This is a genomic window from Streptomyces sp. M92 (genome assembly GCF_028473745.1).
In the GTDB taxonomy this organism is placed as follows: domain Bacteria; phylum Actinomycetota; class Actinomycetes; order Streptomycetales; family Streptomycetaceae; genus Streptomyces.
The window spans coordinates 4,914,021-4,936,252 of record NZ_CP101137.1 but is presented as its reverse complement, the minus strand read 5'-3'; the positions used below and the strand labels follow the sequence as shown (position 1 = coordinate 4,936,252).

The window sequence follows — 22,232 nt, the reverse complement described above, 5'->3', positions numbered from 1 at the left end:
GGGAACGGGTCGGAGCGGTGAGTACGGTGCCGTACTCACCGCTCCATCCGTCCGCTCAGCTCTTCGCCGCCGCGCTGCCCTTCCCGGTCCGGCGCCCCCGCCGGTGGGCGATCTCGCCCAGCACCACGTCGACCGCGACGAACACGGCCAGTGGTATGCCGAGCAGCGGCACGAACCAGCCGAGGACGGCCACCGCCGCCAGCAGCGGGACGAGCAGCGCCGGCGGGACGTGCTGCCACGCGCCGCGCGGGATCGGGCGGCCGAAGGCGGAGCCCCGGCCGCGCTGCCACCACATGCGGTAGCCCCAGACGATGAGCAGGACCAGACAGGCGGCCAGCAGCATCAGGGCGATCTGGTTGGGCAGCCCGAACAGGATGCCGGTGTGCAGGTCGATGCCCCAGCGGCTGAGCTTGGCGAGCACCGGGTAGTCGGCGAAGCGCAGTACGTCGGTCACCTCGCCGGTCGCCGGGTCCACGGCGACCGAGTCCTGCTTCTCGGGCCAGCTGCGCTGCACCTGCTTGACGACGTAGGCGGAGGACGCGTCGGCGGGCGGGACGATCTCCACGGGGTCGCCCAGACCCTCGGCGCGCACGGCGGCCAGGACCTTGTCCAGTCCGACCCCGTGCGCGGCGTCCCCGCCGGTGCCCGCCGCCGCGCCGTGGCCCGCGTGCTCGCCGCCCCCGGCGGCCGACGCCGACACGGACGGGGTGGTCTGGCCGAGCGAGACGCGCAGCTCCTCGATGTTGGCTCCGGCATACGTCGACCAGGTCAGGCCGGTCGCCGAGAGGAAGACGAAGCCGGCCGCGACCCAGGCGCCGACCGTGCCGTGCAGGCCCAGGGTGCGGCGCCGGCCGCTGGTGCCGCGCAGCTTGCGCCGGGCCCGACGGCGGGAGAACCAGAGCACCAGACCACCGCCCGCGATCACCCACAGCCAGCTGGCGGCGAACTCGCTGTACAGGCGGCCCGGTTCGCCCAGGTGCAGGTCCCGGTGGAACTCGTCGATCCAGGTGCGCAGCGGCAGCGCGCCGGTCGAGCCGTACTGCTCCAGCGCGCCGCGCACCTCGGCGGTGTACGGGTCGACGAAGACCGCGAGGGTGTGATCCGGGTCCACGCCGGGGGCGCCGGACAGCAGCACCCTGGTGGTGGCATCGGCCTCGGGCGAGGGCCGCACGGCCGACACCGTGCCCTCGGGGTGGGCCTCGCGGGCGGCGGCGACCTGTGCGGAGACGGGCAGCTTGCGGTCACCGACGTCCGGGACGGTCAGTTCGTGGGCGTAGACCAGCTTCTCGGCCTGGAACGAGGCGGCGTAGAGGAAGCCGGTGGCCGCCGCGACCAGCAGGAAGGGGGCCACGAACAGGCCCGCGTAGAAGTGCAGGCGCAGCACGAGCGGACGCAGCGTGGACCATCCGCCGGGTCTCGGCGGCGGGGTCGCCGGTCCTGGGGCCTCGTCCGTGGGGGTCGGGGAGGTGGTCGTCATCGATGGCGCTCCGGGGCGTCGTGGGGGACGGGGTGGTCCCAGTGGTCGGAGCCGGAGCGCGTGAGGTTCCCCAACGGTGATGTGATGCGCGTCACAGCCGCGGTGACGGTGGGTGGTGTGGGCCGTGGCATGCTGGCGCGATGGGAACTCCGAGTGACCGCACGCCTCTTGCCGAGCGCGTGGAGGAACTGCTGTCCGCCGGTGGTCCGTTGCCGATCGTCGAGGCCGGTGACCCCGTACTGCGGCGCCCCGCCGAGCCGTTCGACGGGCAGTTGGCGCCGCCGCTGCTGGCCCGGTTCGTCGAGGCGCTGCGGCTGACCATGCACGCGGCACCGGGGGTCGGGCTGGCGGCGCCGCAGGTGGGGGTGGGGCTCAGGATCGCGGTGATCGAGGATCCGGCGCAGGTGCCCCAGGAGGTTCGGGTGGCGCGGGGGCGGGTGCCGCAGCCGTTCCGGGTGCTGGTCAATCCGTCGTACGAGCCCGTCGGGGACGTCCGGGCCGCTTTCTTCGAGGGCTGTCTGAGCGTGCCGGGCTGGCAGGCGGTGGTGGCGCGGCACGCTCGGGTGCGGCTGCGGGCGCGGGACGAGAGGGGGCTGGAGGTGGACGAGGTGTTCTCGGGGTGGCCGGCACGGATCGTGCAGCACGAGACGGATCATCTCGACGGGGTGCTGTATCTGGACCGGGCGGAGATGCGGTCGTTGGCCTCGTCGCGGGCGATGGCTAGGTGGTGGGGGCAGGCGACGCCGGAGCGGGCGGCTGGGGAGCTGGGGTTCGGGCTGCCGGGGGCGGGGGTTTGAGGCACGGGTGGGGCGGCTGGGCGTGACGCGGCCCGGCGCTGGGCGGGGTGCCTCCCCCACGCTCGGCTTCCCCCACTCTCGGCTTCGCTCGCGCGGGAGGGGCCCCATGAGCGGGAGGGGCCCCCATGAGCGGGAGGGGCCCCCATGAGCGGGAGGTGCCCCCCACCGCCCGCCCTCCCCCACTCTCGGCTTCGCTCAAGCGGGGGGACCCCCATCGCCCTGGGGGGCACCTCCCAGGCCGTTCAGGCACTGGAGGAGGCACGACTCTGCCCGCAGCTACGCGGGGAGCCGGGCGGTCAGTTGTCTCGGTAGGCCTCCAGCAGGCGCAGCCAGGCCTCGCTGATCGTCGGGTAGGACGGTACCGCGTGCCACAGGCGGCTGATCGGTACCTGGCCGGCGACGGCGACGGTCGCGGAGTGGATCAGTTCCCCGACTCCGGGCCCCACGAAGGTGACGCCCCGGACGATCTCGTCCTCCAGGTCGACGACCATCCGGGCGCGCCCCTTGTAGCCGTCGCCGTAGAGGCTCGCGCCGGCCACCGTCGCGAGGTCGACGTCGACGGCGCGGACCCGGTGTCCGGCCCGCTCGGCCTCGGCGAGGGTGAGGCCGACGGACGCCGCTTCGGGGTCGGTGAACACCACTTGGGGCACGGCGTCGTGGTCGGCGGTCGCGGCGTGGGCTCCCCAGGGGTCCGACTCCAGGTCCGGTTCGCCCGAGGCACGGGCGGCGATGGCGGCTCCCGCGACGCGGGCCTGGTACTTGCCCTGGTGGGTGAGGAGCGCACGGTGGTTGACGTCCCCGACGGCGTAGAGCCAGTCGTGGCCCTCCACCCGGAGGCTGTCGTCGACGGTGAGCCAGGTACCGGGTTCCAGGCCGACGGTCTCCAGGCCGATGTCGGCGGTGCGGGGCGCGCGGCCGGTGGCGAAGAGGATCTCGTCGGCCTCGACACGGTCGCCGGTGTCGGTGACGGCGACGACGGTGCCGTTCTCGCGAACCACGGACTCCACGGAAGTGCCGGTGCGGATCTCGACGCCCGCCTCGGTGAGCGCGTCGGCGACCAGTTCACCGGCGAACGGCTCCATGCGGGCGAGCAGCCCGTCGTCGCCGCGCACCAGGAGCGTCACCCTGGAGCCGAGGGCCTGCCAGGCCGCGGCCATCTCGACGGCGACGACTCCGCCGCCGACGACGATGAGCCGCCCCGGCGCGCTTTCGGCGCTGGTGGCCTCGCGGCTGGTCCAGGGGCGCACTTCGGCGAGGCCGGGCAGGTCGGGGAGGGCGGCGCCACTGCCGGTGCAGACGGCGACGGCGTGCCGGGCGGTCAGCGTGCGGCGGGTGCCGTCGGGCGCGGCCACCTCGACCGTGCGCGGTCCGGCGAGCCGCCCCTGCCCGCGGTACAGGTCGGCGCCGATGCCCTCGACCCACTGGACCTGACCGTCGTCCTTCCAGTGGGAGGTGAACCCGTCGCGGCGGGCGAGGACGGCCGTGGCGTCCAGCGGCTCGCGGGCCGGCCCGCCCAGGCCGGGCAGGCGGCGGGCGTCCGCGCGGGCGATGACGGGGCGGAGCAGGGCCTTGCTGGGCATGCACGCCCAGTAGGAGCACTCGCCGCCGACCAGTTCGCTCTCCACGATCGCGGTGGTCAGTCCGGCCGCGCGGGTGCGGTCGGCTACGTTCTCCCCCACGGGGCCCGCGCCGATCACGACGACGTCGTACGCGATGGAATCCGTTTGCGTCATGGGGTCAGTCTGGTGGGTGGTGTGCGACGTGGCCACATGGGTACGTGCGCGGAATACCCACCAGGTCGGCAGTGTTGTGCCGACGGTTTACGCACCCGAACCCAGGAAGAGGGTCACACCATGAGCAGCACCGTGGAGCTCACCAAGGACAACTTCGACCAGACGGTCACGGACAACGAGTTCGTCCTGATCGATTTCTGGGCGTCGTGGTGCGGTCCGTGCAAGCAGTTCGCGCCGGTCTACGAGAAGGCCGCTGAGGCCAACCCCGACCTCGTGTTCGGCAAGGTGGACACCGAGGCGCAGCCGGAGCTGGCGCAGGCCTTCGGCATCCAGTCGATTCCGACGCTGATGATCGTCCGGGACCAGGTGGCCGTGTTCGCGCAGCCGGGCGCGCTGCCCGAGGAGGCGCTGACGGACGTCATCGGCCAGGCCCGGAACCTGGACATGGACGAGGTCCGCAAGGCGGTCGCCGAGCAGCAGGCGCAGGCCGGCGGGCAGGACGGTCAGGCCGGCCAGTAGGACACGGTCAGCTCGACTCCCGGTGGACCACCGCCGCGCCCAGCACCTTGTGGCGCTCGGGCGCGGCGCCGGGGTCGTGGACCGCGCGGTCGACCAGCGCGGCCAGGTCGCGGCCGGAGGGCAGCTCCAGGTGGACGGTGCTGAGCCGGGGCCGCAGCAGACGGCCCAGCATCAGGTCGTCGGCGCCGATCACGGCGGTGTCGCCGGGGATGCGGACGCCCTCGTCCTGGAGGGCTCGCATGAGCAGCATCGCGTACTCGTCGTTGTAGGCGAACACGGCGTCGAGGCCGAGTGACTCCCAGCGGGCGGCCAGCCGGGCGGCGGCCCCTTCGTCGTAGGCGAGGGGCAGCTCGGTGACGGCGGCGTCGGTGTCGCGCACGGCGCGGCGGGCGCCGGCCAGGCGCGGCGCCGAGAAGACTTCCAGGCCGTGCTCCGCGGGCACGACGACGCCGATCCCGCGGTGTCCGCGCTCGCGGAGGTGGCGGACCGCGCGGTGCCCGACGATCTCGTGGTCCATCAGCAGGGCGTGTGCCCCCTCGACGGCCTCGGGGCCGAGGGTGACGACCGCGCGGACGCCCGAGCGTTTGAGGATCTCCACACCTCGCGGTCCCAGGCCGGCACCGGGTACGAGGACGGCGACCGGGCGGAGTTCGGCCCAGGCGCGGGCCGCCTCGTCGCCGTACCGGCCGTCGCCGCCGTACTGCACGACGGTGTAGTCCAGGCGGCCGAGGGCCCCCTGGAGTTCGCCGAGGAAGCGGCTGTAGAGCGGGCCCGCAGGGAAGGACGGCGCGGGCATCAGGACGGTCCTGCTGTGTCCCGCGCGCAGGGAGCGGGCGGCGGCGTGCGGTACGTATCCGATTTCCCTGGCGGCCTCGTGGACGCGGCGGCGGGTGGGCTCGCTGATCCGGACGGCGCTGGTGTTGTTGAGGACGTAGGAGACGGTCGCGCGCGAGACGCCGGCCAGGCGGGCCACATCGGCGCTCGTGGGGACGGAGCGCGGTGCGAGGGACTCGGGGGCGGGCGGTTTCGGTATCTGCACCATGACGTACGGCATCTTGGCAGAGGCCGCGCGGGGCGTGCCGGGCGGGGCGGGATCGTCCGGACCGGACGAACTCCCGTGCCGGGGCGGGCCGGTGGCCTGCTCAGGCCGGGGTCTCGGTGCGGGTCACCCGTGCGACCAGGTCCAGCCAGCCCTCCCGCAGCCGCTGCGGGGGCACCCCGCACTGTTCGGTGAGGTGGTGGACGAGGGCGGCGTCCAGGTACGCCAGCAGGGTGTGGGAGAGCAGCTCGCTGTCCGCGTCCGGAGCCGCCTGCCGCAGCAGCAGCGCCACGTGGCCGCGCAGGAAATGGCGCGGTGCGGACGTGTAGCGGCGTTCGGCGCTCGGCTCCGCGGCCAGCTGGAGTTCCAGTTCGTCGATGGAGCGGCGCAGCATCGCGCAGCCGAAGGCGCGCAGCCGCTCGACGGGCGGGGCGCCGGGCCCCAGGGGCGGCGGGCCGCCGAGGAGCGCGGCCTGGAACTTCTTCTCGGAGTGGTCGAGGAGCGCCATCAGCAGACCGGTGCGGTCGCCGAAGCGGCGGAAGACCGTGCCCTTGCCCACCGAGGCGGCCGCGGCCACCGCCTCCATCGTGACGGCGGCGGCGCCGTGCTCGGCGACCAGCCGTGCGGCGGCCTCCAGCAGCCGTGCCCGGTTGCGCGCGGCGTCGGCGCGCAGGCAGGGCTCGTCCGCCTCGGCCTCCGTGCCGAGCTGCAGCAGCTCGGCGGGGCCGACGGTCTCCTCGGGCTTCGGGAAGGGCGGCAGGTCGGCGGACATGAAGCCAGCGTAAAGCATCGGGAAGAAAACTGGACCGCGGTCCGTTTGGGATGTTAGAAATTAAACGGACCCCGGTCCGGATCGTTACGGCAGTGTTTCAGCAGTGTCTGCGCCCGCAGCGCCTGCGTCATCAGTGGGAGTACTCATGTCTGTCCGCATCCTTGCGCTCGTCGGCAGCCTTCGCGCCGGTTCGCACAACCGCCAGCTCGCCGAGGCGGCCGCCAAGTTCGCGCCGGAGGGCGCCGAGGTGCAGCTGTTCGAGGGACTGGCCGACATCCCCTTCTACAACGAGGACATCGACGTGGAGGGCAGCGTCCCGGCCGCCGCCGTGAAGCTGCGCGAGGCCGCCCAGGCCGCCGACGCGTTCCTGTACTTCTCGCCCGAGTACAACGGCACCATCCCGGCCGTCCTGAAGAACGCCATCGACTGGCTGTCCCGTCCGTTCGGCGCCGGCGCGCTCGCCGGCAAGCCCGCCGCCGTCGTCGGCACCGCGTTCGGCCAGTACGGCGGCGTGTGGGCGCAGGACGACACCCGCAAGGCCGTGGGCATCGCCGGCGGCAAGGTGATCGAGGACATCAAGCTGTCCATCCCCGGTTCGGTGACCCGCTTCGCCGAGACCCACCCGGCCGACGACACCGAGGTCGCCGCCCAGCTGACCGAGGTCGTCGCCCGGCTGCTCGGCCACGCCGGCGAGGCCGTCGCCGCCTGACGGCAGCACCGCACGCCACGGGACCGGAGCCGCGCACGGCTCCGGTCCCGACGTGTGTCCGGGTGTCAGCCCTCGGGCCCCGCACGTTCCTCCTGCCTCCTCGCCGCCACCAGGCTGGTCACCGTGGTGACCGCGAGGACGAGCACGATGAAGCCCAGGGAGAACGGGATGCCGATCTCGGGGACGTGGACCCCGGACTCGTGCAGGGCGTGCAGCACCAGTTTCACGCCGATGAAGCCGAGGATGACCGACAGTCCGTAGGAGAGGTGGACCAGCCTCTTCAGCAGGCCGCCGATGAGGAAGTACAGCTGGCGCAGGCCCATCAGGGCGAAGGCGTTGGCCGTGAACACGATGTACGGGTCCTGGGTCAGACCGTAGATCGCGGGGATGGAGTCCAGGGCGAACAGGACGTCGGTGGAACCGATCGCCAGCATCACGACCAGCATCGGAGTCATGACGCGCTTGCCGTTCTCCTCGATCCACAGCTTGGTGCCGTGATAGCGGTCGGCGACCCCGAAACGGTGCTCGATCGACTTCAGCAGCTTGTTCTCCTCGTACTCCTCGTCGTGTCCGCCCTTGCGGGCGTCCTGGACGAGCTTCCAGGCCGTCCAGATCAGGAAGGCGCCGAAGATGTAGAAGACCCAGGAGAAGGCCGAGATGATCGCCGCGCCCGCCGCGATGAACGCGGCGCGCAGCACCAGGGCCACGATGACGCCGACCATCAGCACCCGCTGCTGGTACTCGGAGGGCACCGCGAACTTGGCCATGATCAGGACGAAGACGAAGAGGTTGTCGACGCTGAGCGACTTCTCGGTGATGTAGCCGGCGAAGAACTCGCCCGCCGGGGCGCCCCCGGCGGCCACCCACAGTCCCACGCCGAACAGACAGGCCAGGACCACCCAGACGGCCGTCCAGATCCCCGCCTCCCGGATCGACACGTCGTGCGGCTTGCGGCCGATGAAGAAGTCGGCGGCGACGAGGACGCACAGGCCCGCGACGGTCAGCAGCCAGACCGTGAGCGAAACGTTCACTGGTGCTCCTGATGCGGTGGAGGAAGAAAGCGGGGGCCGGACCACGGACAGGTTCTTGGACAGGGTGTTTCCGCGAGGCGGCGCAGGCAACCCGGCACCGTGCCCGATCTGCCTGATCCACCCGATCCGCGCGAATCGCGCGCACCGCGCACCGTGGCCGGCGGGCCGGCCCACTCCGATCCGACGGGAGCCCCCGGATGACCACTGCCCCCTCCCCTCCGCAGCCCGCCCCGCCGGGCCCGCGCATCGGCGTACTCGGTTCCTACGGCGGCTTCAACACCGGCGACGAGGCGATCCTCACCTGCGTCCTGAGCTGTCTGCGCGCCCAGCGGCCCGGCGCCCGCCTGGTCGTCCTGAGCCGCGACGCGGAGCACACCCGCGCCCACCACCCCGACGCCGACGAGGTGGTGCCCTGGGAGGGCGTCAGCCGCAACCACGTCCTGGACGTGCTGCCCGGCCTGGACCTGCTGGTGCTGGGCGGCGGCGGAATCCTCTACGACGGCGAGGCGCGGCGCTATCTGCGGCTCGTGCGCGCCGCGCAGACCCGGTCCGTACCGACCTTCGCGTACGCCGTCGGCGCCGGGCCGCTGACGGACGCCGAGGACCGGGACGCGGTGCGCACCGTACTGGCGGACATGGACGACGTCGTGGTGCGGGACGAGGAGTCCCGGCTGGTGCTGGAGGAGGTCGGGCTGGAGCGCGAGGTCACGGTCACCGCCGACCCGGCCCTGCTGCTGGGGCCGGAGGCGTTCACCGAGGCCATGATGCGCGACGAGGGCATCCCCTCGGGCGCCCGGCTGGTGGGGATGTCGGTGCGCGAACCGGGACGGGCCGCCGAGAAGCTGGACGAGGGCGACTACCACGCGCTCCTCGCCGACGTCGCCGACTTCCTGGTGCGGCGGCTGGACGCGCACGTGGTGTTCCTGCCGATGGAGCGGCACGACGTACGGCACGCGCACGCCGTGCTGTCCCACATGACGGCACCGGACAAGGGCCGGATCCTGCACGGCGACTACAGCCCGGGGCAGGTCCTCGGCTTCATGCGCCACCTGGACGTGGCCGTCGGTATGCGGCTGCACTTCGTGATCTTCGCGGCTCTCAGCGGGGTGCCGGTGCTGCCGCTGCCGTACTCCGGCAAGGTCTTCGACTTCGCGCGCCGGCTGGGCGCCCCGGCACTGGTGGGCGTGGCGCGGGAGCAGGCCGGGCTGCTGCTGGCGGAGGTCGACCGGATGTGGGACGAGTACCCGAACCGCCGGGACGACCTGCGGTCGCGGATGCGGGAGCTGTCAGCGGCCGCCCGGGAGACCTGCGTGCGCTGCGGCTGTCTGCTCGACAGCCTCGGCGAGGGCGGGGCGCCGGCGGGCTCCCGGGCGGTCGGGTACGCGCCGTACGCCGTCGAGCCGCGCCCCCTGCACGCCTGAACCCACACGAAGCGACACCCGCGAGGAGAGCGATGCCGGTCCTGGAAGAGCCCCGCGAACCACGTGAGGTCACGCTGCCGCCGCGGTCCGCCCGGCACGGGGGCCGGTGCGACGTGCTGGTGGTGGGCGGCGGCCCCGCCGGGTTCGCCGCCGCGATCGGCGCGGCCGACACCGGGGCCGACGTGGTCCTGGTCGAGCGGTACGGGTTCCTCGGCGGCAACGCGACCGCGGCGCTGGTGATGCCGCTGATGTCCTTCCACAACGAGCACAAGCAGGCGGCGTTCACCGAGGCCGGGGACACCTCGCGGCTGCTGCCCACCGACCACGGCGAGGGCGAGCCGGTCGTGGCGGGCGTGCTCTGGCAGCTGCTCGACCGGCTGATGGGGCGGGGCGGCTGCCTTCCGCCCTCCCCGAAGACCGGGTACACGGTCCCCTTCGACCCGGAGCTGTTCAAGTTCTCCCTGCTGGAGATGATGGACGAGGCGGGGGTGCGGATGCTCTTCCACTCGTTCGCGTCCGGCGCCCTGCCGCTGGACGACGGCTCCGGCTGGCGGGTGGTGTTCGAGACCAAGTCGGGTCCGGTGGTGATCGACGCCGGGGTGGTCGTGGACGGCACGGGCGACGGCGACGTGGCGACCGCCTGCGGGGCGCCGTACGAGATCGGCCGGCCCGAGGACGGGCTGGTGCAGCCGATGACGCTGATGTTCCGCGTCGCCGACTTCTCCCGGCCGGACTTCGCCGACTACGTGCGGGACCACCCCGACCAGTGGCGCGGTGTGCACGGCCTGTGGGACCTGATCGAGGAGGCCAGGGCCGCCGGCGAGCTGCGGCTGCCGCGCGAGGACATCCTCTTCTTCGCCACCCCGCACCCGCGCGAGGTCGCGATCAACAGCACCCGGGTCAACCGCGTGCTGGGCACCAGCGTCTGGGACCTCACCCGCGCCGAGTACACGGCCCGGCGCCAGCTGGCCCAGATCGACCGCTTCCTGCGCACCCGGGTGCCGGGCTTCGAGGAGTCGTACGTGGTGCAGAGCGGCACCCACATCGGGGTGCGGGAGAGCCGGCGCGTCCTCGGCGACTACCAGCTGACCGGCCACGACATCCTGGCCGCGCGCACCTTCCCGGACGTGATCGCGCACGGCGCCTACCCGGTCGACATCCACAACCCGCGCGGCTCCGGCACCGTCCTCAGACGGGTCCCGCAGGGCAGCTTCTACGACATTCCGCTGCGCTGCCTGGTCCCGCGCGGCACCGAGCGGCTGCTGGTGGCCGGGCGCTGCATCTCCGGCACGCACGTGGCGCACTCGTCGTACCGGGTCATGCCCATCGCGATGGCGACCGGTCAGGCGGCCGGGGTGTGCGCGGCGCTGACCGTCCGGCACGGTCGCGGGCCGCGCGGCCTGCCGTACCGGATGGTCCAGCACGAACTGCTGCGGCAGGGGGCGCGGCTGCGCACCTGACGCCCCGCGCCGTCAGCTCGCCCAGTCCAGCAGGCGGTCCCGGGTCTCGGGGGCGCGCAGGTGGTCGAGGGAGGCCTTCTCCAGCTGGCGGACGCGTTCCCGGGTCAGGCCCACGTGCTGGGCCACCTGGTGCAGGGTCCGCGGGCGGCCGTCGTGCAGGCCGTAGCGCAGGCTGAGGATCATCGCCTCGCGGGGCGCGAGGGTGCCGACGGCCTCCCGCAGCTCCGCCGCCAGCGCCTGGAACTCGGCGACCTCGGGGGCCTGGAGCACCTCGCTGTCGGGGATGAGGTCGCCGACGACGGTCTCCCCGGTCTCGTCGACCGGGGTGTCGAGGCTGACGGCGTCCCGTCCCACGCGGCGCAGCCAGACGACCTTGTCCCCGTCGATGCCGCTCTCGGCGGCCACCTCGTCGGCGGTCGGTTCGCGGTCGAGGCCCGCCCTCAGCTTCCGTTCGACCTTGGCGAGCTTCTGCAACTGCTCCACGACGTGCACCGGCAGCCGCACCGTACGCGCGTGCGTGGCCAGGCCCCGCTCGATGGCCTGGCGGATCCACCAGGTGGCGTACGTGGAGAACTTGAAGCCCTTGGTGTGGTCGAACTTCTCCACCGCCCGGATCAGGCCGAGGTTGCCCTCCTGGATGACGTCCAGCAGGGGCAGTCCGCGGTGGGCGTGCCGTTTGGCCATCGACACCACGAGCCGCAGGTTCGCCCGCACCATGTGGTCCTTGGCGGCCTGGCCGTCGCGGACGGCCTCCTCAAGGGCGCGGCGCCGTCCGGGGGCGGGGGCGGGCTCGCCGGTGTCGGCCGACTCCAGTTCCTCCATGGCCCGGACGCCGGCCTCGATGCGCTTGGCGAGCCGTACCTCGTCCTCGGCGGTCAGCAGCGGGGTGGCGCCGATCTGCGCCAGGTACTGGCCGAGCAGGTCGGGTTCCTCGTCGGGTTCGGGGATGCGGCTGCGCAGCCGCGCGGTGCGGGCGGGGGCGCGGCGGTCCTCGGTGCCGGCCGCGGGGGTTCGTGCCAGGGGGGCCATGTCGCTTCCTCCTCCGTCCCCTCCTCGGGTTTCCGGGGTCAGTGCGGGACCTTCCCGGCGCGCTCGTGCCGCATCCTGCGCAGGACGACCATCAGGTCCGCAACCGCCAGCAGTGCGAGCGCCGCGCACACGACGGCGAGGACGACCAGGCCGCCGCGTCCGGGACTGTCCCCGGGACCCGCGTCCGCGGCCCACACCCCGAAGTACGCGGCGCCGGCCAGGAACAGCGGCAGGAAGACGGCGGACAGGACCAGGCGGAGTCCCAGCGGGCTCTGTGCCGTGACCGGTTCGGTGCCGGTGCGCGGGTGGCGGCGGCCGAACGCGCCGGACCGCGCCCGGGAGGCGGGGTCCGTGGTCCCGCGGGGGTGACGTCGGTCGTTCATGCCGTGCCTCCTGCGTGAGGCGGTCCGGTGAGTCAGTGGCCGGGTGCGGCCCTGCTGATGTCCGCCAGGGCGGAGTGCGGGTCGTCGGCGGCGGCGAGGTCGCCGAGGGTGACCACGCCGACCGGGACGCCGCCGTGTTCGACGCGGCCGGGAGCCGCCGGACGGCGTGGTGGCGCATCAGCTCGGCCGCGCGGTCGGTCGTGTCGTCCGGTCCGAGGCCCTGTCGTCAAATTCCCGTCGTCCGCCCGCCGGGCAGGCGGAAATTTGACGACAGGGCCTCGGGTGACGACGGGCGGCGGCGAGCACACCGAACCGACCGTGGTGGCGTCGGGGTCGTGGCCGTCGGCGACGCCCCGGAGCACGATGTCGCGGTCGGTGAGCACACCGAACAGGTCGCGGTCGTAGGTCACCAGGACGTCGCCGACGTCCTCCTCACGCATCAGCCCGGCCGCCCGCGTCACCGTGGTCATGGGCTCGACGGCCACGGGGGCGGGTGACATCACGTCTCGTATCCGTGTCATGGTCGCGCCTCCAGGTCGATCAGGGCCAGTCCGATCTCGGGGCGGTGGGTCTTGGCCAGGTCCGCCGGGCTGTCCCGGACGACGACCTCCAGCGTCGGCCAGACCCGGCCGGACAGCAGGTGTCCGCCGCGGGTGGAGCCGTCGGACAGGCCCAGTACGGCGTGCAGGTGGGGGGCGGGTCCCTCGTCGGCGACGGCGATGTCCCCGATCAGGGACAGCACCTCGCACTGCTCGTCCACCGGGATGTGCCGGTAGTCCTTGGCCTGCCGGTCGAACCAGCCGACGACCGCCTCCGAGAAGGCGCCCACGGCGGTCACCTGGGACGCTCCGAGGGACCGGTCGCGGGCGAAGGCGGTGAGCTCGGTGACCGCGTCCTCGCCGGGGTCGAGCACCACCACGTACACCGCGGACGGTCCGTCCTGCACCTGTCGCCACTTCATGCCCGCCGGGTACCCGACGCGCGTCGGGAAAACCCGGGCTGCGGGCGCGACGTACTCACGCGTCGAGTGCCCGGCGGATCGCCGCGAGCCACGTGCCGACCGGCCCGAAGGTGAGCAGCCCGCTGCCCGCGCCGGCGATCTCACCGGCGGCGGGCAGCAGCCGGTCGTACGTCCGCTCCAGGACGGCGCGGTCACCGAGTTCGAGGGCGAGCGCGGCCTCGGCGCAGCACAGGGCCTCGTACAGCAGGTCGGGCGGCGGCTCGGCGAGGGACCGCAGGGCCGTGCGGGCCTCGGTCTCGCGGCCGTCGGCGAGGAGGGCGAACGGTTCGGCCCAGGGCCGGTAGGGGCCCCAGTCGGTCCGCGGGTCCACGCCGGCCGGCCGGCCGCGGGACAGGCGCAGGCCCAGCAGGGCGAGGGGAAGCAGCCCGCGTTCCAGGCCCGGCATGCCCGCGCCTTCGAGACGTGCGGCGGCGGACCGGTAGGCGGCCGCCGTACGGTCGTACGGGCTGCCGGTGACGGCGTGGCGCAGGGCGCGGTACCACTCGGTGAAGACGCCCGCCAGCGGCCGTTCGTGCCGCTCGGCCAGCCGGTCCACGGCGGCGGCGTGCTCGTCGGCGGTGGTGAGGTCGGCGAGGGCCGAGCGGGCCTGGAGCCGGACGAGGTGGCCGAGGACCAGGTGGTTGACCAGGCCGTGCCGGGCGGCGAGCGAGACGAGTTCGGCGCCGATCGCGTCGCGGCGCGGGGCCAGTCCCGCGGTGGTGCAGGACTGCATGAAGGCGCCGTTGAGGGCGAAGGCGAGCAGCGCGGGGTCGTCGAGGCGGCGGGCGATGCGCTCGGCCTCGCGCGCGGCCCGGGGTCCGCCCGGGGACCGGACGCCGCGGGACTCCAGGGCGACGGTGGCCAGCAGGCGGCAGCGTGCCGCGTCGGCGGTGGTGTCGTCCGGCAGCGCGGTCAGGGTGCGTTCGGCCGCCTCGACGATCCGCCGGGCCGACTCGGGGTCGTCGCCGCGGGTCCAGTTGGCGGGCACGTCGTAGGCGCCGATGACGCGGGCCGTCAGCTCCGCGTCGCCCGTCTCCTCGGCCGCCGCGACCGCCGCCAGGCGCTGCTCCCGGGCCGCCTGGAGACCGCTGCCGCCGGTGACCGCGAGGCCGCGCAGCAGGCCGACGGTGGATTCGAGGCGGGCGTGGGCTCCGGCGGCGACCGCGCGGTCGTACGCCTCGGTCGCGCGGGCCCACAGCCGGGCGGCCGCCTCCGCCGGTTCGCCGGGCGGGTCCAGCTCCGGGTCCTGGGCGAGGACGCGGGCCTCCAGGCGGCGCAGCCCGGGTCCGGGGTCGACGCCCAGGTGGGCGGCGAGCAGGTCGCGGGCCCGGCGCAGCACCGCGAGGGAGTCCGCCTGGCGTCCGGTCCGGTACAGGGCCAGGGCGAGCAGCCGCCAGGCCTCCTCGCGCCAGGGGTGTTCGGTCAGGTGCGCGTCGAGGTCGGGGACCGCCTCGGCGGCGCGGCCCGCGTCCACCAGGATCTCGGCCCGGCGCTCGACCGCGCGCAGCCGCAGTTCGGTGAGCCGGGAGCGCTCGCCGCGGGCCCACTCCGCTCCGGCGAAGTCGGCGTACGCCGGCCCCCGCCACTGTCCGAGCGCGGCCCGGATGCGCTCCGGGGCCCGGTCGGCGGGCAGCCGGTCGGCCTCGGCGACGGCCGCTTCGAAGCGCCAGGCGTCGACGGCGTCCGGGGCCGCGCGCAGGGCGTACCCGGGGCCTTCGGTGACCAGGAGCCGGGCCGGGGTGCGCGGCGGACGGCCGGGCTCCAGGGCGCGGCGGAGGTCCCCGACGAAGGTGCGCACCGCGCCCACGGCCCTGGGCGGCGGTTCGTCCCACAGGTCCTGGACGAGGCGGTCGAGCGGGACGACCCGCCGCCTGGCCAGCACCAGCCGCGCCAGTACGGCGCGGTGCCTGGGGCCCTTGAGGGCGAGTGGGGCGCCGGCGCGTTCGGCGGTGACCGGTCCCAGCACACCGAAGGTGACCGCTTCCACGTTCCGCCCGCTCCGTTCCGCACCGCTGCCCGCCGCTTCCCACGGTACGCGTGCCGACGGTGCTGATCCGTTGCTGATCCGGGCCCGGGAGGCTGGGAGCAGTCACCGGTACGCCGTCGAAACGGCACGGCGTGCGACGAGACGAAGGACACGGAGCAGCCCATGGCACCCACCATTCCCGACTTCACCTACGACCGCGTCGCGGTCGCCGACGGCGTCGCCCTGAACGTGGCCGTCGGCGGCTTCGGCAGCCCGCTGGTCCTGCTGCACGGTTTCCCGCAGACCCACCTGATGTGGCGGCACGTCGCCGCCGACCTCGCGGCCCGCCACACGGTCATCTGCCCGGACCTGCGCGGCTACGGAGCCAGCGACAAGCCGGCCGACCCCGACGGCACCGCCTACGCCAAGCGGACCATGGCCGCCGACGTCGTCGCCCTCGCCCGCGCGCTCGGACACGAGCGGTTCGCGCTGGCCGGACACGACCGGGGCGCGCTGGTCGCGGTGCGGGCCGGGCTGGACCACCCGGAGGCGGTGACGCACCTGGCCGCGCTGGACGTGCTGCCGACCCTGGACATGTGGGACGTGCTGCACGGCACCTCGGCGGCGGTGGGCTTCCACCTCTACCTGATGGCACAGCCGCCCGGGCTGCCCGAGCAGCTGATCGGCGCCGCGCCCGACGCGTTCTTCGGCCACTTCCTCGACGTCTGGACCCGCGATCCGGACGCTCTGCCCGCCGACGTACGCGCCGCCTACCTGGACGCGTCCCGGGCGGCGGTGCCGTCCATCGTGGCCGACTACCGGGCCTCGGCCGGCATCGACGTCGTCCACGACCGGGCCGACCGCGAGAGCGGGAACCGGCTGCGGATGCCGGTGACCGTCCTCCAGCAGGACTGGGGCGCGGCCCTCGGCTACGACGCCGCCGCGCTGTGGCGGAGCTGGGCCCCGGACCTGAGCCACGAGACCGTCGGCTGCGGTCACTTCATGGCGGAGGAGGCACCGGGCGAGGTCGCGGGGGCGCTGCGGACGCTGCTGGAGCGCTAGCGGCCCGGCGTACAACCGCCAGTTGTACGGTGTGCTCGGCCCGTTGTTTGATCCGCGGGCGCCGTGCTCGCTTGGATGTCGGGCGTGTCGGTGTCGGGCGTGGTGAGTGGCGGCAGGTCGCTGGGGCGGCCGTTCGGGTGGCTGTGGGCGGCGTACGCCGTCAGCGCCTTCGGCACCCGGCTCGCCTTCGACGCCTTCCCGCTCATCGCGGTCGTGGTGCTGGACGCCGGACCGCAGCAGGTGGCGGCGCTCGCGGCGGCCGGGCTCGCGGCGGGCGCGGTGGTGGCGGTGCCGCTGGGACCGTGGGTGGAGTTCCGGCGCAAGCGGCCGGTGATGGTCGCGATGGACCTGGTCCGGTGCGCGGTGCTGCTGAGCGTGCCCGTCGCGTACGCGTGCGGCCGGCTCTCCTTCGCCCAGCTGCTCGTGGTGTCGGTCGTCATGGCCGCGGCCGACATCACGTTCCGGGCCGCCGCCGGTTCCTGTCTCAAGGCGCTGGTACCCCCTCAGGACCTGCTGCGGGCGAACGGCCGGTTCGAGGCGACGACCTGGACCGCGACGATGCTCGGGCCCCCGGCCGGCGGCGCGGCGATCGGGCTCTTCGGCCCGGTGGTCACGGTGACGGCCGACGCGGTGAGCCATCTGCTGTCGGCGCTGGGCGTCCGCGCCGTCGGCGGCGGCGAGCCGCGTCCGGTGCGCACCGGCCCGGCCCGGTCGCGGGCGGGTGACCTGGCCGCCGGCTGGCGGTACATCCTCACCTCGCCGGGACTGCGCCCGCTGTTCCTCAACACGCTGCTGGTCAACGGTCTGATCATGGCCACGGCGCCGCTGCTCGCCGTTCTCATGCTGGGCGAGCTGGGCTTCGCGCCCTGGCAGTACGGTCTGGCCTTCGCGCTGCCGTGCGCCGGCGGGCTGCTCGGTTCGCGGCTGGCCGGCCCGCTCGTGACGCGGTTCGGGGAGCACCGGGTGCTGGTCGGCAGCGGGGTGCTGCGCGTGTGCTGGTCGGTGGGCCTGGCCTTCGTCGGCCCCGGCACCGGCGGACTCGTCCTCGTGATGGCCGTCGAGTTCGGTCTGATCGCCAGTGCCGGCGTGTTCAACCCGGTGTCCGCCACGCGCCGCCTCGATCTGACGCAGGCGGACCGGGTCGCCCGCACCCTGACCGCCTGGACCGTCAGCGCCAAGCTGTCGACCGCGGCCCTGACCGCGCTGTGGGGCCTGCTGGCCGGCCTCACGAGTCCGCGTACGGCGATCGCGCTGGCGGGAGTCCTCCTGCTGGCGACTCCCCTGCTGCTGCCCCGGCGGAAGCATCCGCTGGGCCGGGCGCCGTCGTTCGGGTCAGGTCGCGGGGAGGGACGAAGCTGATCAACGCGGTCTGCGAGGGTCTGTTGCGTGCGGCCGCGAGGCGGGGGTGGGCGCCGGGGCGGTGCCCTGGCAACCGACGGCAAGCGCGCCGCAGGGGCGCCTGCCGGACGCCGCGTCTGCGTCGTGATCCGGACGACAGCCCTAGATTCTGCCCGGTCCCCGGGCCGGCGGTGTGTCCCGGACGAGGGCCGGGAAGCGGCGGCGGGCCTCGGCGAACAGCGCCGGGTACCCGGGGCCGTGGGTGACCGCGGCGGCGAAGAGGGCGCCGAGAGCGGCGCGCAGCGGGTCCGGTTCGGCCGCGGCGAGGAGGGCGGGCAGGGCTGTGGTACGCCGCAGCGGGTTGCCGCTCCCGTCCGGCTCGGCGGCCTCGGTGCGCCGGGTGCGGGCGTCGGCGAAGAAGCGTCCCCAGGCCCGCTCCGGGTCGTCGAACGGGTCGGGCAGCGGATCCCCGCGGTCGAGTGCGGCCAGCGCGGGCGTGATCCAGTCGATGCCGTCGAGCCCCGCCTCGGTGAGGGCGCGGTGGGCGGCCCAGCGCGCGAGGCACCGCTGCGTCCTCGGGCACACGGCGTCGACGGCGTCGATCAGTTCGCGGTCGAGCGGGACCAGTCCGCGTGCGTCGCCGCCGGCCTCCCTGACGCGCCGGCTGGGCAGTCGGCCGCCCCAGGAGCGGGTTTCCGGGTCCCCCGGCACGGTCTCCTTGCCGGCCGCCGGGAGACTCCGGGCGTGCCGGTGCCAGTACGCGGCGCTGCCGGAGGTCTGCCGGACGACGACGTCCGGGGCGGGCGGGGCGGGCCAGAACTGCAGCAGATAGTGGTCCACCGGCGCAGCCCCCTCCAGCACGGCCAGCTCCTCTTCCCGTCCCCGGTCCATGCCGCGCCCGCAGTAGCGCACCCGGTGGTCGGTCGGAAGCAGGTCCAGCGTGCACAGCGGACCGTCTCCCCACGGCAGGACCACCGCCGGGGCGCGGGCCGGCCGGAAGGACGCCTCCACAACCTCCTCCCAGGCGTCGTCGAGCGGCGGGGCCGCCCCGTGCACCTCGACGGTCAGACCGACCCGGCCGGTGTGCAGGCCCGTGACGAGGAAGAGGTGGCCGGGGACGGCCGCGCCGCACAGTCCGTTGCTCTGCCCGGCGCGCGCCGCCCACGGTGCCGGGCCGTCGTCGTCCCGTCGGCTGTCCACGTAGAACTGCCCGTAGCTGACGTGCAGTTCTCCGCTGTAGACCGTGCGCACGGCAACCCCCTCCTCACGTCCGGCTCTCCCAAGGCCACCAGTATGGGGAGGGGCTCTGACAACGGTCCGCCGGCGACCGCGGTCAGCGGGCGCCGGGGACGTCCTCCGTGACGCCGTTGAGCGGCGAGGACGGGTCGCTTCCGTAGGGGCGGGTGAAGGCTTCCATGCCGTGCCCGGACGGGTCGCTGAAGTACACGCCCCGGCCGCCGTCGTTGCGGTTGACGCGGCGGGGGTGCCGGCCGTGCGGGTCGGCCTGGATGGGGACGCCGTCCGCGACGAGGCGGGCGAGGATCGCGTCGAACTCGTCGTCGGAGACGAGGAACGCATAGTGCTGCACAGGGATGTCGATGTCGACGGTGGCGAAATCGAGGGTGACGCCGTTCGCGGTCGTCACGGGCAGGAACATTCCGGCGGGCTCACCGACCTCGAGCCCCAGGACGGTGGCGAGGAAGTGGGCGGACTCCTCCCGGCTGCGGGAGAGAACGATGGTGTGGTTGAACTCGACTGACACGGGCAATGCCTCCACGGGCATCTCCGCGGCGCCTCCATGCCTCACCCGGACGGTGACCGGCACGCGATGCCGCGCCGTGGATCTTAGACGAGGGCCGGGCGGGTGTCGACGCCCGGCGAAATCCCGTGGTACGCCGCGCGGGCGCCGTGCTTGCATGACCCCATGGTGTCCGCCGACCGTCTTCTGGCCTTCGCCGCGCTGTCGTTGCTGATCATCGTGGTCCCCGGCCCCAGCGTGCTGTTCGTGGTCGGCAGGGCGCTCGCGCGCGGCCGCCGCGCCGCGCTCACCACGGTGGCCGGGAACACGCTCGGCTCCTACGTCTTGGTCGTCGCGGTCGCCCTGGGTGTCGGGGCGGTCGTGGAGCGGTCGGCCGTCGTCTTCACGGTGCTGAAGCTGGCGGGCGCCGCCTACCTGGTGCACCTCGGGGTCAGGGCGTGGCGCGAACGCCGCTTGCCGCGGGCCGCGTTCGCCGGTGGCGCCGGCTCGGACGAGGACCGGCGGCGCACCTTCTGGGAGGGCTTCGCCGTCGGGGTGACCAACCCCAAGACCATCGTGTTCTACGCCGCCGTGCTGCCGCAGTTCGCCGACCGGGACCGGGGCGGCGTCGCCGTCCAGATGCTGCTGCTCGGCCTGGTCTTCAACGTCATCGCGCTGGCCTGCGACAGCGTGTGGGGCCTGCTCGCGGCCACCGCGCGCGACTGGTTCGCGCGGTCACCGCGCCGGCTGTCCGCGGTCGGCGGCGCGGGCGCTGTGGCGATGATCGGCCTCGGCGTCACGGTGGCCGTCACCGGGCGGAAGGACTAGCCCCCCCGGCGACGGCCTGGGGACACGGCGTCGCGGCCGTCGCTCAGGTGGAGGCCTGGTCGCTGTCCTTCATGGCGCCCCAGCCGTGCCAGCGCTCGACCTCGACCCAGGCGCTGACCCGGGGCCGGACGCGGTCCGGGTAGGGGTTGCCCGTGTACTGCCGGGAGAGGCGGTCGATGCCGGAGAGGTCCTCGTCGTCGCGGATGTCGGTGACGCGGCCGATGAGGGTGACGTGCGTGTACCAGTCGTCGTCCGCGAGGACCGTGAGGGTCACCCGCGGGTCGCGGCGCACGTGCTTCAGGCGCACCCGTCCGGCGTCGAAGTTGATCAGCACCCGGCCGTCGTCCTCCCACAGGTACCAGGTGGCCGTGGAGACGGGGGCGCCGTCCGAGCGGACGGTGGCCATGACGCACGGGTTCGGGCGGCGCAGCAGTGCGACGGCCTCGGGCGGCAGCGGGGGCTTGGACATGATGGCTCCTTGGATCCTGGTCTGTGCCGAGGCTACGTCGGCGTCCGGCTTCTCGCGCTCCCTCACCGGTACCCCGGGCGCGGTCAGTCGGACGCCTTCTCCTCGAAACCGGCGAAGCAGGCCGCCGCCATGTGCTCGTCGCCGTGCCCCAGCGCCGCCGCGCGCGCCAGTCGCCCGGCGCCGGCGGCGGCCGGGTCCGGGCGGACGCCGTTCGCCTGCCTCGACGATGAGCCGGGCGTCCTTCGCGGCGGCGGTGACCGCCGTCGACCGGGTGCCGCGGCTGCACGACGCCGGGACGCGCCGTGAGGCGTGCGGCCAGGACCGGATGCGGTCCGACCTCGTGCGGCGGCGGCTGCGGGAGCGCTACGACTGGAGCTGACCGGGGCGGTCCGCACCCTCGGGGAAGGCGCGCGCGAACGCCTGGCGGACCGTGCCGCCCGGCGTGCGGTCCAGGATGCCGAACGTCACCCGCTCGAAGGCCGCCGAGAAGCGTCCGCCGGGCCCCAGCAGGGTCCGGAAGGCGCCCGCGACCTGGGCGGGGTCGTTGCGGAACACGCCGCAGCCCCAGGCTCCGAGCACGAGCCGCCGGTACCCGTGGGCCGCGGCCGTCTCCAGTACCCGCTCGGCACGGGCGGTCAGGGCGGCGGGCAGTCCGGCGGCGCGCTCGGGGGCCGTGCGCAGCACCACGCCCGCGTTCGGCGCGGCCGAGGTGAGGAAGCCCGCCGTGTACGGCTCGTCGAGCAGGCCGCCGCGGTCGTCGCGGAAGACGGGGACGGCCGGTGAGTGGATGACGCGGTCGGTGTAGAACGGGTCGCGGTGGGCGCGATGGTGATCGTAGAACTCGCGGGCCCGCAGCAGGCAGGTGTACAGCGCGGAGGCCCGGCACAGGGCCTCCTCCTGCGCCTGGGCGCCGTTGAGGTAGCCGCCGCCGGGATTGCGGGCGGAGGCGAAGTTCAGCACGGCGACCTCGCCGCCGAGTCGGCGGGCGGCCTCCAGGCTGCTCTCGCCGGTCACTTCGAGGACCGTCCGCGCCGGGGCCCAGGCGGCCGGCTCCACCGGGTTCGGTCCGTGCGTCCGGGTGCCCTCGCGTGCGGCGGCGACCGCGGCCGCGACGGACACCTCGCGTCCGCCGGGCGTGCGGTAGTACCCCGCCGTCACGATCTGCTCGGTCCGCTGTGCGATGCCCCGCAGGCGCGCGCTCACGGCGACACCCCCGTGGCCGCCGTGGCCGCGCGCCGCGCGGTCTCCCCCGTCGTGCTCATGTGGTGATCCTGGGTGATGCTGGTGCTGCGGTGCAACGGAGTTTCCCGGCCGGGGAACGCCGGGGAAAGCCCCCGGGAACGGACGGGCCGCGGAGATCTCCGAGCCGGAATGTCCCGCTGTGCACCCTTGTGCGGAGCCGTACGAGGGTCTTTGGTGGGACGAGTGTGCCGACCCGGCCCACCGTGAACGGGTCGGCGA

Annotated in this window: 22 protein-coding genes and 2 pseudogenes; 9 read left to right on the top strand and 15 right to left on the bottom strand. The window is 74.3% G+C overall.

The window, feature by feature from the left end; translation table 11 throughout:
- Nucleotides 1-55: 55 nt before the first annotated feature.
- Nucleotides 56-1,477 carry a PepSY-associated TM helix domain-containing protein gene (locus tag M6G08_RS22110; RefSeq protein WP_272588892.1) on the bottom strand — a complete coding sequence of 474 codons (1,422 nt, stop codon included), beginning with the start codon at nt 1,475-1,477 and terminating at the stop codon, nt 56-58.
- 140 nt (nt 1,478-1,617) lie between these two features.
- Here M6G08_RS22110 and M6G08_RS22105 point away from each other — a divergent pair, with 140 nt between their 5' ends.
- Nucleotides 1,618-2,274 (top strand): peptide deformylase, encoded by a 657-nt coding sequence (locus tag M6G08_RS22105; protein ID WP_272588891.1) that lies wholly within the window; start codon nt 1,618-1,620, stop codon nt 2,272-2,274.
- A gap of 296 nt (nt 2,275-2,570) precedes the next feature.
- Here the strand turns inward: M6G08_RS22105 and M6G08_RS22100 are convergent, their stop codons facing one another.
- Nucleotides 2,571-4,007, bottom strand: coding sequence for a dihydrolipoyl dehydrogenase family protein (locus M6G08_RS22100; RefSeq protein WP_272588890.1), 1,437 nt, complete (start codon nt 4,005-4,007; stop codon nt 2,571-2,573).
- Nucleotides 4,008-4,127: 120 nt separating this feature from the next.
- On the opposite strand from M6G08_RS22100, the gene trxA reads away from it, so the two are divergent.
- Nucleotides 4,128-4,526: a thioredoxin gene (gene trxA, locus M6G08_RS22095; protein WP_272588889.1), complete on the top strand. Its 399-nt coding sequence runs from the start codon at nt 4,128-4,130 to the stop codon at nt 4,524-4,526.
- A gap of 7 nt (nt 4,527-4,533) precedes the next feature.
- On the opposite strand, the gene M6G08_RS22090 is transcribed toward trxA, so the two are convergent.
- Complete coding sequence (locus M6G08_RS22090; protein WP_272588888.1) at nt 4,534-5,568, bottom strand: LacI family DNA-binding transcriptional regulator; 1,035 nt, start codon at nt 5,566-5,568, stop codon at nt 4,534-4,536.
- A gap of 100 nt (nt 5,569-5,668) precedes the next feature.
- Nucleotides 5,669-6,337: a TetR/AcrR family transcriptional regulator gene (locus M6G08_RS22085; protein WP_272588887.1), complete on the bottom strand. Its 669-nt coding sequence runs from the start codon at nt 6,335-6,337 to the stop codon at nt 5,669-5,671.
- A gap of 145 nt (nt 6,338-6,482) precedes the next feature.
- Here M6G08_RS22085 and M6G08_RS22080 point away from each other — a divergent pair, with 145 nt between their 5' ends.
- A complete protein-coding gene (locus tag M6G08_RS22080) occupies nt 6,483-7,046 on the top strand; it encodes an NAD(P)H-dependent oxidoreductase (RefSeq protein ID WP_272588886.1) in 564 nt (187 codons plus the stop codon).
- Nucleotides 7,047-7,111: 65 nt separating this feature from the next.
- On the opposite strand, the gene M6G08_RS22075 is transcribed toward M6G08_RS22080, so the two are convergent.
- A complete protein-coding gene (locus M6G08_RS22075; RefSeq protein ID WP_272588885.1) occupies nt 7,112-8,077 on the bottom strand; it encodes a TerC family protein in 966 nt (321 codons plus the stop codon).
- A gap of 197 nt (nt 8,078-8,274) precedes the next feature.
- Between M6G08_RS22075 and M6G08_RS22070 the strand changes: the two genes are divergently transcribed.
- Both M6G08_RS22070 and M6G08_RS22065 read left to right on the top strand, forming a co-directional pair.
- Nucleotides 8,275-9,498: a polysaccharide pyruvyl transferase family protein gene (locus tag M6G08_RS22070; RefSeq protein ID WP_272588884.1), complete on the top strand. Its 1,224-nt coding sequence runs from the start codon at nt 8,275-8,277 to the stop codon at nt 9,496-9,498.
- Nucleotides 9,499-9,530: 32 nt separating this feature from the next.
- The gene (locus M6G08_RS22065) at nt 9,531-10,958 is read left to right on the top strand and encodes an FAD-dependent oxidoreductase (protein ID WP_272588883.1); all 1,428 of its coding nucleotides are present in this window, start codon (nt 9,531-9,533) and stop codon (nt 10,956-10,958) included.
- A 12-nt stretch (nt 10,959-10,970) separates the two neighbouring features.
- Here the strand turns inward: M6G08_RS22065 and M6G08_RS22060 are convergent, their stop codons facing one another.
- From M6G08_RS22060 to M6G08_RS22040, 5 genes and pseudogenes are all read right to left on the bottom strand, one after another.
- On the bottom strand, nt 10,971-11,987 hold the full coding sequence (locus M6G08_RS22060; RefSeq protein WP_272588882.1) for a sigma-70 family RNA polymerase sigma factor: 1,017 nt from the start codon (nt 11,985-11,987) through the stop codon (nt 10,971-10,973).
- 38 nt (nt 11,988-12,025) lie between these two features.
- The gene (locus M6G08_RS22055; RefSeq protein ID WP_272588881.1) at nt 12,026-12,370 is read right to left on the bottom strand and encodes a DUF6343 family protein; all 345 of its coding nucleotides are present in this window, start codon (nt 12,368-12,370) and stop codon (nt 12,026-12,028) included.
- A 32-nt stretch (nt 12,371-12,402) separates the two neighbouring features.
- A pseudogene (locus M6G08_RS22050) lies at nt 12,403-12,891 on the bottom strand (CBS domain-containing protein).
- A complete protein-coding gene (locus tag M6G08_RS22045) occupies nt 12,888-13,331 on the bottom strand; it encodes a PPC domain-containing DNA-binding protein (protein ID WP_272588880.1) in 444 nt (147 codons plus the stop codon). Before M6G08_RS22045 ends, M6G08_RS22050 begins: the two are co-directional and overlap by 4 nt.
- A gap of 55 nt (nt 13,332-13,386) precedes the next feature.
- A complete protein-coding gene (locus M6G08_RS22040; protein ID WP_272588879.1) occupies nt 13,387-15,357 on the bottom strand; it encodes an AfsR/SARP family transcriptional regulator in 1,971 nt (656 codons plus the stop codon).
- A 162-nt stretch (nt 15,358-15,519) separates the two neighbouring features.
- Between M6G08_RS22040 and M6G08_RS22035 the strand changes: the two genes are divergently transcribed.
- Entirely contained in the window at nt 15,520-16,398 is an 879-nt protein-coding gene (locus tag M6G08_RS22035) for an alpha/beta fold hydrolase (RefSeq protein ID WP_272588878.1), read from the top strand.
- Nucleotides 16,399-16,473: 75 nt separating this feature from the next.
- Complete coding sequence (locus M6G08_RS22030; protein WP_272588877.1) at nt 16,474-17,757, top strand: MFS transporter; 1,284 nt, start codon at nt 16,474-16,476, stop codon at nt 17,755-17,757.
- A 141-nt stretch (nt 17,758-17,898) separates the two neighbouring features.
- Here the strand turns inward: M6G08_RS22030 and M6G08_RS22025 are convergent, their stop codons facing one another.
- Both M6G08_RS22025 and M6G08_RS22020 read right to left on the bottom strand, forming a co-directional pair.
- Nucleotides 17,899-18,987: a hypothetical protein gene (locus M6G08_RS22025; protein ID WP_272588876.1), complete on the bottom strand. Its 1,089-nt coding sequence runs from the start codon at nt 18,985-18,987 to the stop codon at nt 17,899-17,901.
- Nucleotides 18,988-19,069: 82 nt separating this feature from the next.
- Entirely contained in the window at nt 19,070-19,498 is a 429-nt protein-coding gene (locus M6G08_RS22020; protein WP_272588875.1) for a VOC family protein, read from the bottom strand.
- A 162-nt stretch (nt 19,499-19,660) separates the two neighbouring features.
- Here M6G08_RS22020 and M6G08_RS22015 point away from each other — a divergent pair, with 162 nt between their 5' ends.
- Nucleotides 19,661-20,302 (top strand): LysE family translocator, encoded by a 642-nt coding sequence (locus M6G08_RS22015; RefSeq protein ID WP_272588874.1) that lies wholly within the window; start codon nt 19,661-19,663, stop codon nt 20,300-20,302.
- Nucleotides 20,303-20,345: 43 nt separating this feature from the next.
- Here M6G08_RS22015 and M6G08_RS22010 read toward each other — a convergent pair whose 3' ends face one another.
- Entirely contained in the window at nt 20,346-20,771 is a 426-nt protein-coding gene (locus M6G08_RS22010; protein WP_272588873.1) for a PPOX class F420-dependent oxidoreductase, read from the bottom strand.
- A gap of 83 nt (nt 20,772-20,854) precedes the next feature.
- Nucleotides 20,855-21,032 (bottom strand): annotated as a pseudogene (locus tag M6G08_RS22005) (NAD(P)-dependent oxidoreductase); the annotation flags it as partial.
- Between M6G08_RS22005 and M6G08_RS22000 the strand changes: the two are divergent.
- Nucleotides 20,998-21,150 carry a hypothetical protein gene (locus tag M6G08_RS22000; protein ID WP_443048875.1) on the top strand — a complete coding sequence of 51 codons (153 nt, stop codon included), beginning with the start codon at nt 20,998-21,000 and terminating at the stop codon, nt 21,148-21,150. The pseudogene M6G08_RS22005 and the gene M6G08_RS22000 sit on opposite strands and share 35 nt — an antisense overlap.
- Here M6G08_RS22000 and M6G08_RS21995 read toward each other — a convergent pair.
- Entirely contained in the window at nt 21,135-21,974 is an 840-nt protein-coding gene (locus M6G08_RS21995) for a TIGR02452 family protein (RefSeq protein WP_272588872.1), read from the bottom strand. The two genes, M6G08_RS22000 and M6G08_RS21995, sit on opposite strands and share 16 nt — an antisense overlap.
- Nucleotides 21,975-22,232 lie beyond the last annotated feature (258 nt).

Coding starts and splice junctions, on each gene's coding strand:
- M6G08_RS22055 (WP_272588881.1), bottom strand. CDS start 12,370: ATGAACGACCGACGTCACCCCCGCGGGACCACGGACCCCGCCTCCCGG.
- M6G08_RS22105 (WP_272588891.1), top strand. CDS start 1,618: ATGGGAACTCCGAGTGACCGCACGCCTCTTGCCGAGCGCGTGGAGGAA.
- M6G08_RS22000 (WP_443048875.1), top strand. CDS start 20,998: ATGAGCCGGGCGTCCTTCGCGGCGGCGGTGACCGCCGTCGACCGGGTG.
- M6G08_RS22100 (WP_272588890.1), bottom strand. CDS start 4,007: ATGACGCAAACGGATTCCATCGCGTACGACGTCGTCGTGATCGGCGCG.
- M6G08_RS22065 (WP_272588883.1), top strand. CDS start 9,531: ATGCCGGTCCTGGAAGAGCCCCGCGAACCACGTGAGGTCACGCTGCCG.
- M6G08_RS22060 (WP_272588882.1), bottom strand. CDS start 11,987: ATGGCCCCCCTGGCACGAACCCCCGCGGCCGGCACCGAGGACCGCCGC.
- M6G08_RS22090 (WP_272588888.1), bottom strand. CDS start 5,568: ATGGTGCAGATACCGAAACCGCCCGCCCCCGAGTCCCTCGCACCGCGC.
- M6G08_RS22045 (WP_272588880.1), bottom strand. CDS start 13,331: ATGAAGTGGCGACAGGTGCAGGACGGACCGTCCGCGGTGTACGTGGTG.
- M6G08_RS22070 (WP_272588884.1), top strand. CDS start 8,275: ATGACCACTGCCCCCTCCCCTCCGCAGCCCGCCCCGCCGGGCCCGCGC.
- M6G08_RS22080 (WP_272588886.1), top strand. CDS start 6,483: ATGTCTGTCCGCATCCTTGCGCTCGTCGGCAGCCTTCGCGCCGGTTCG.
- M6G08_RS22035 (WP_272588878.1), top strand. CDS start 15,520: ATGGCACCCACCATTCCCGACTTCACCTACGACCGCGTCGCGGTCGCC.
- M6G08_RS22110 (WP_272588892.1), bottom strand. CDS start 1,477: ATGACGACCACCTCCCCGACCCCCACGGACGAGGCCCCAGGACCGGCG.
- M6G08_RS22085 (WP_272588887.1), bottom strand. CDS start 6,337: ATGTCCGCCGACCTGCCGCCCTTCCCGAAGCCCGAGGAGACCGTCGGC.
- M6G08_RS22015 (WP_272588874.1), top strand. CDS start 19,661: ATGGTGTCCGCCGACCGTCTTCTGGCCTTCGCCGCGCTGTCGTTGCTG.
- M6G08_RS22010 (WP_272588873.1), bottom strand. CDS start 20,771: ATGTCCAAGCCCCCGCTGCCGCCCGAGGCCGTCGCACTGCTGCGCCGC.
- M6G08_RS22030 (WP_272588877.1), top strand. CDS start 16,474: ATGTCGGGCGTGTCGGTGTCGGGCGTGGTGAGTGGCGGCAGGTCGCTG.
- trxA (WP_272588889.1), top strand. CDS start 4,128: ATGAGCAGCACCGTGGAGCTCACCAAGGACAACTTCGACCAGACGGTC.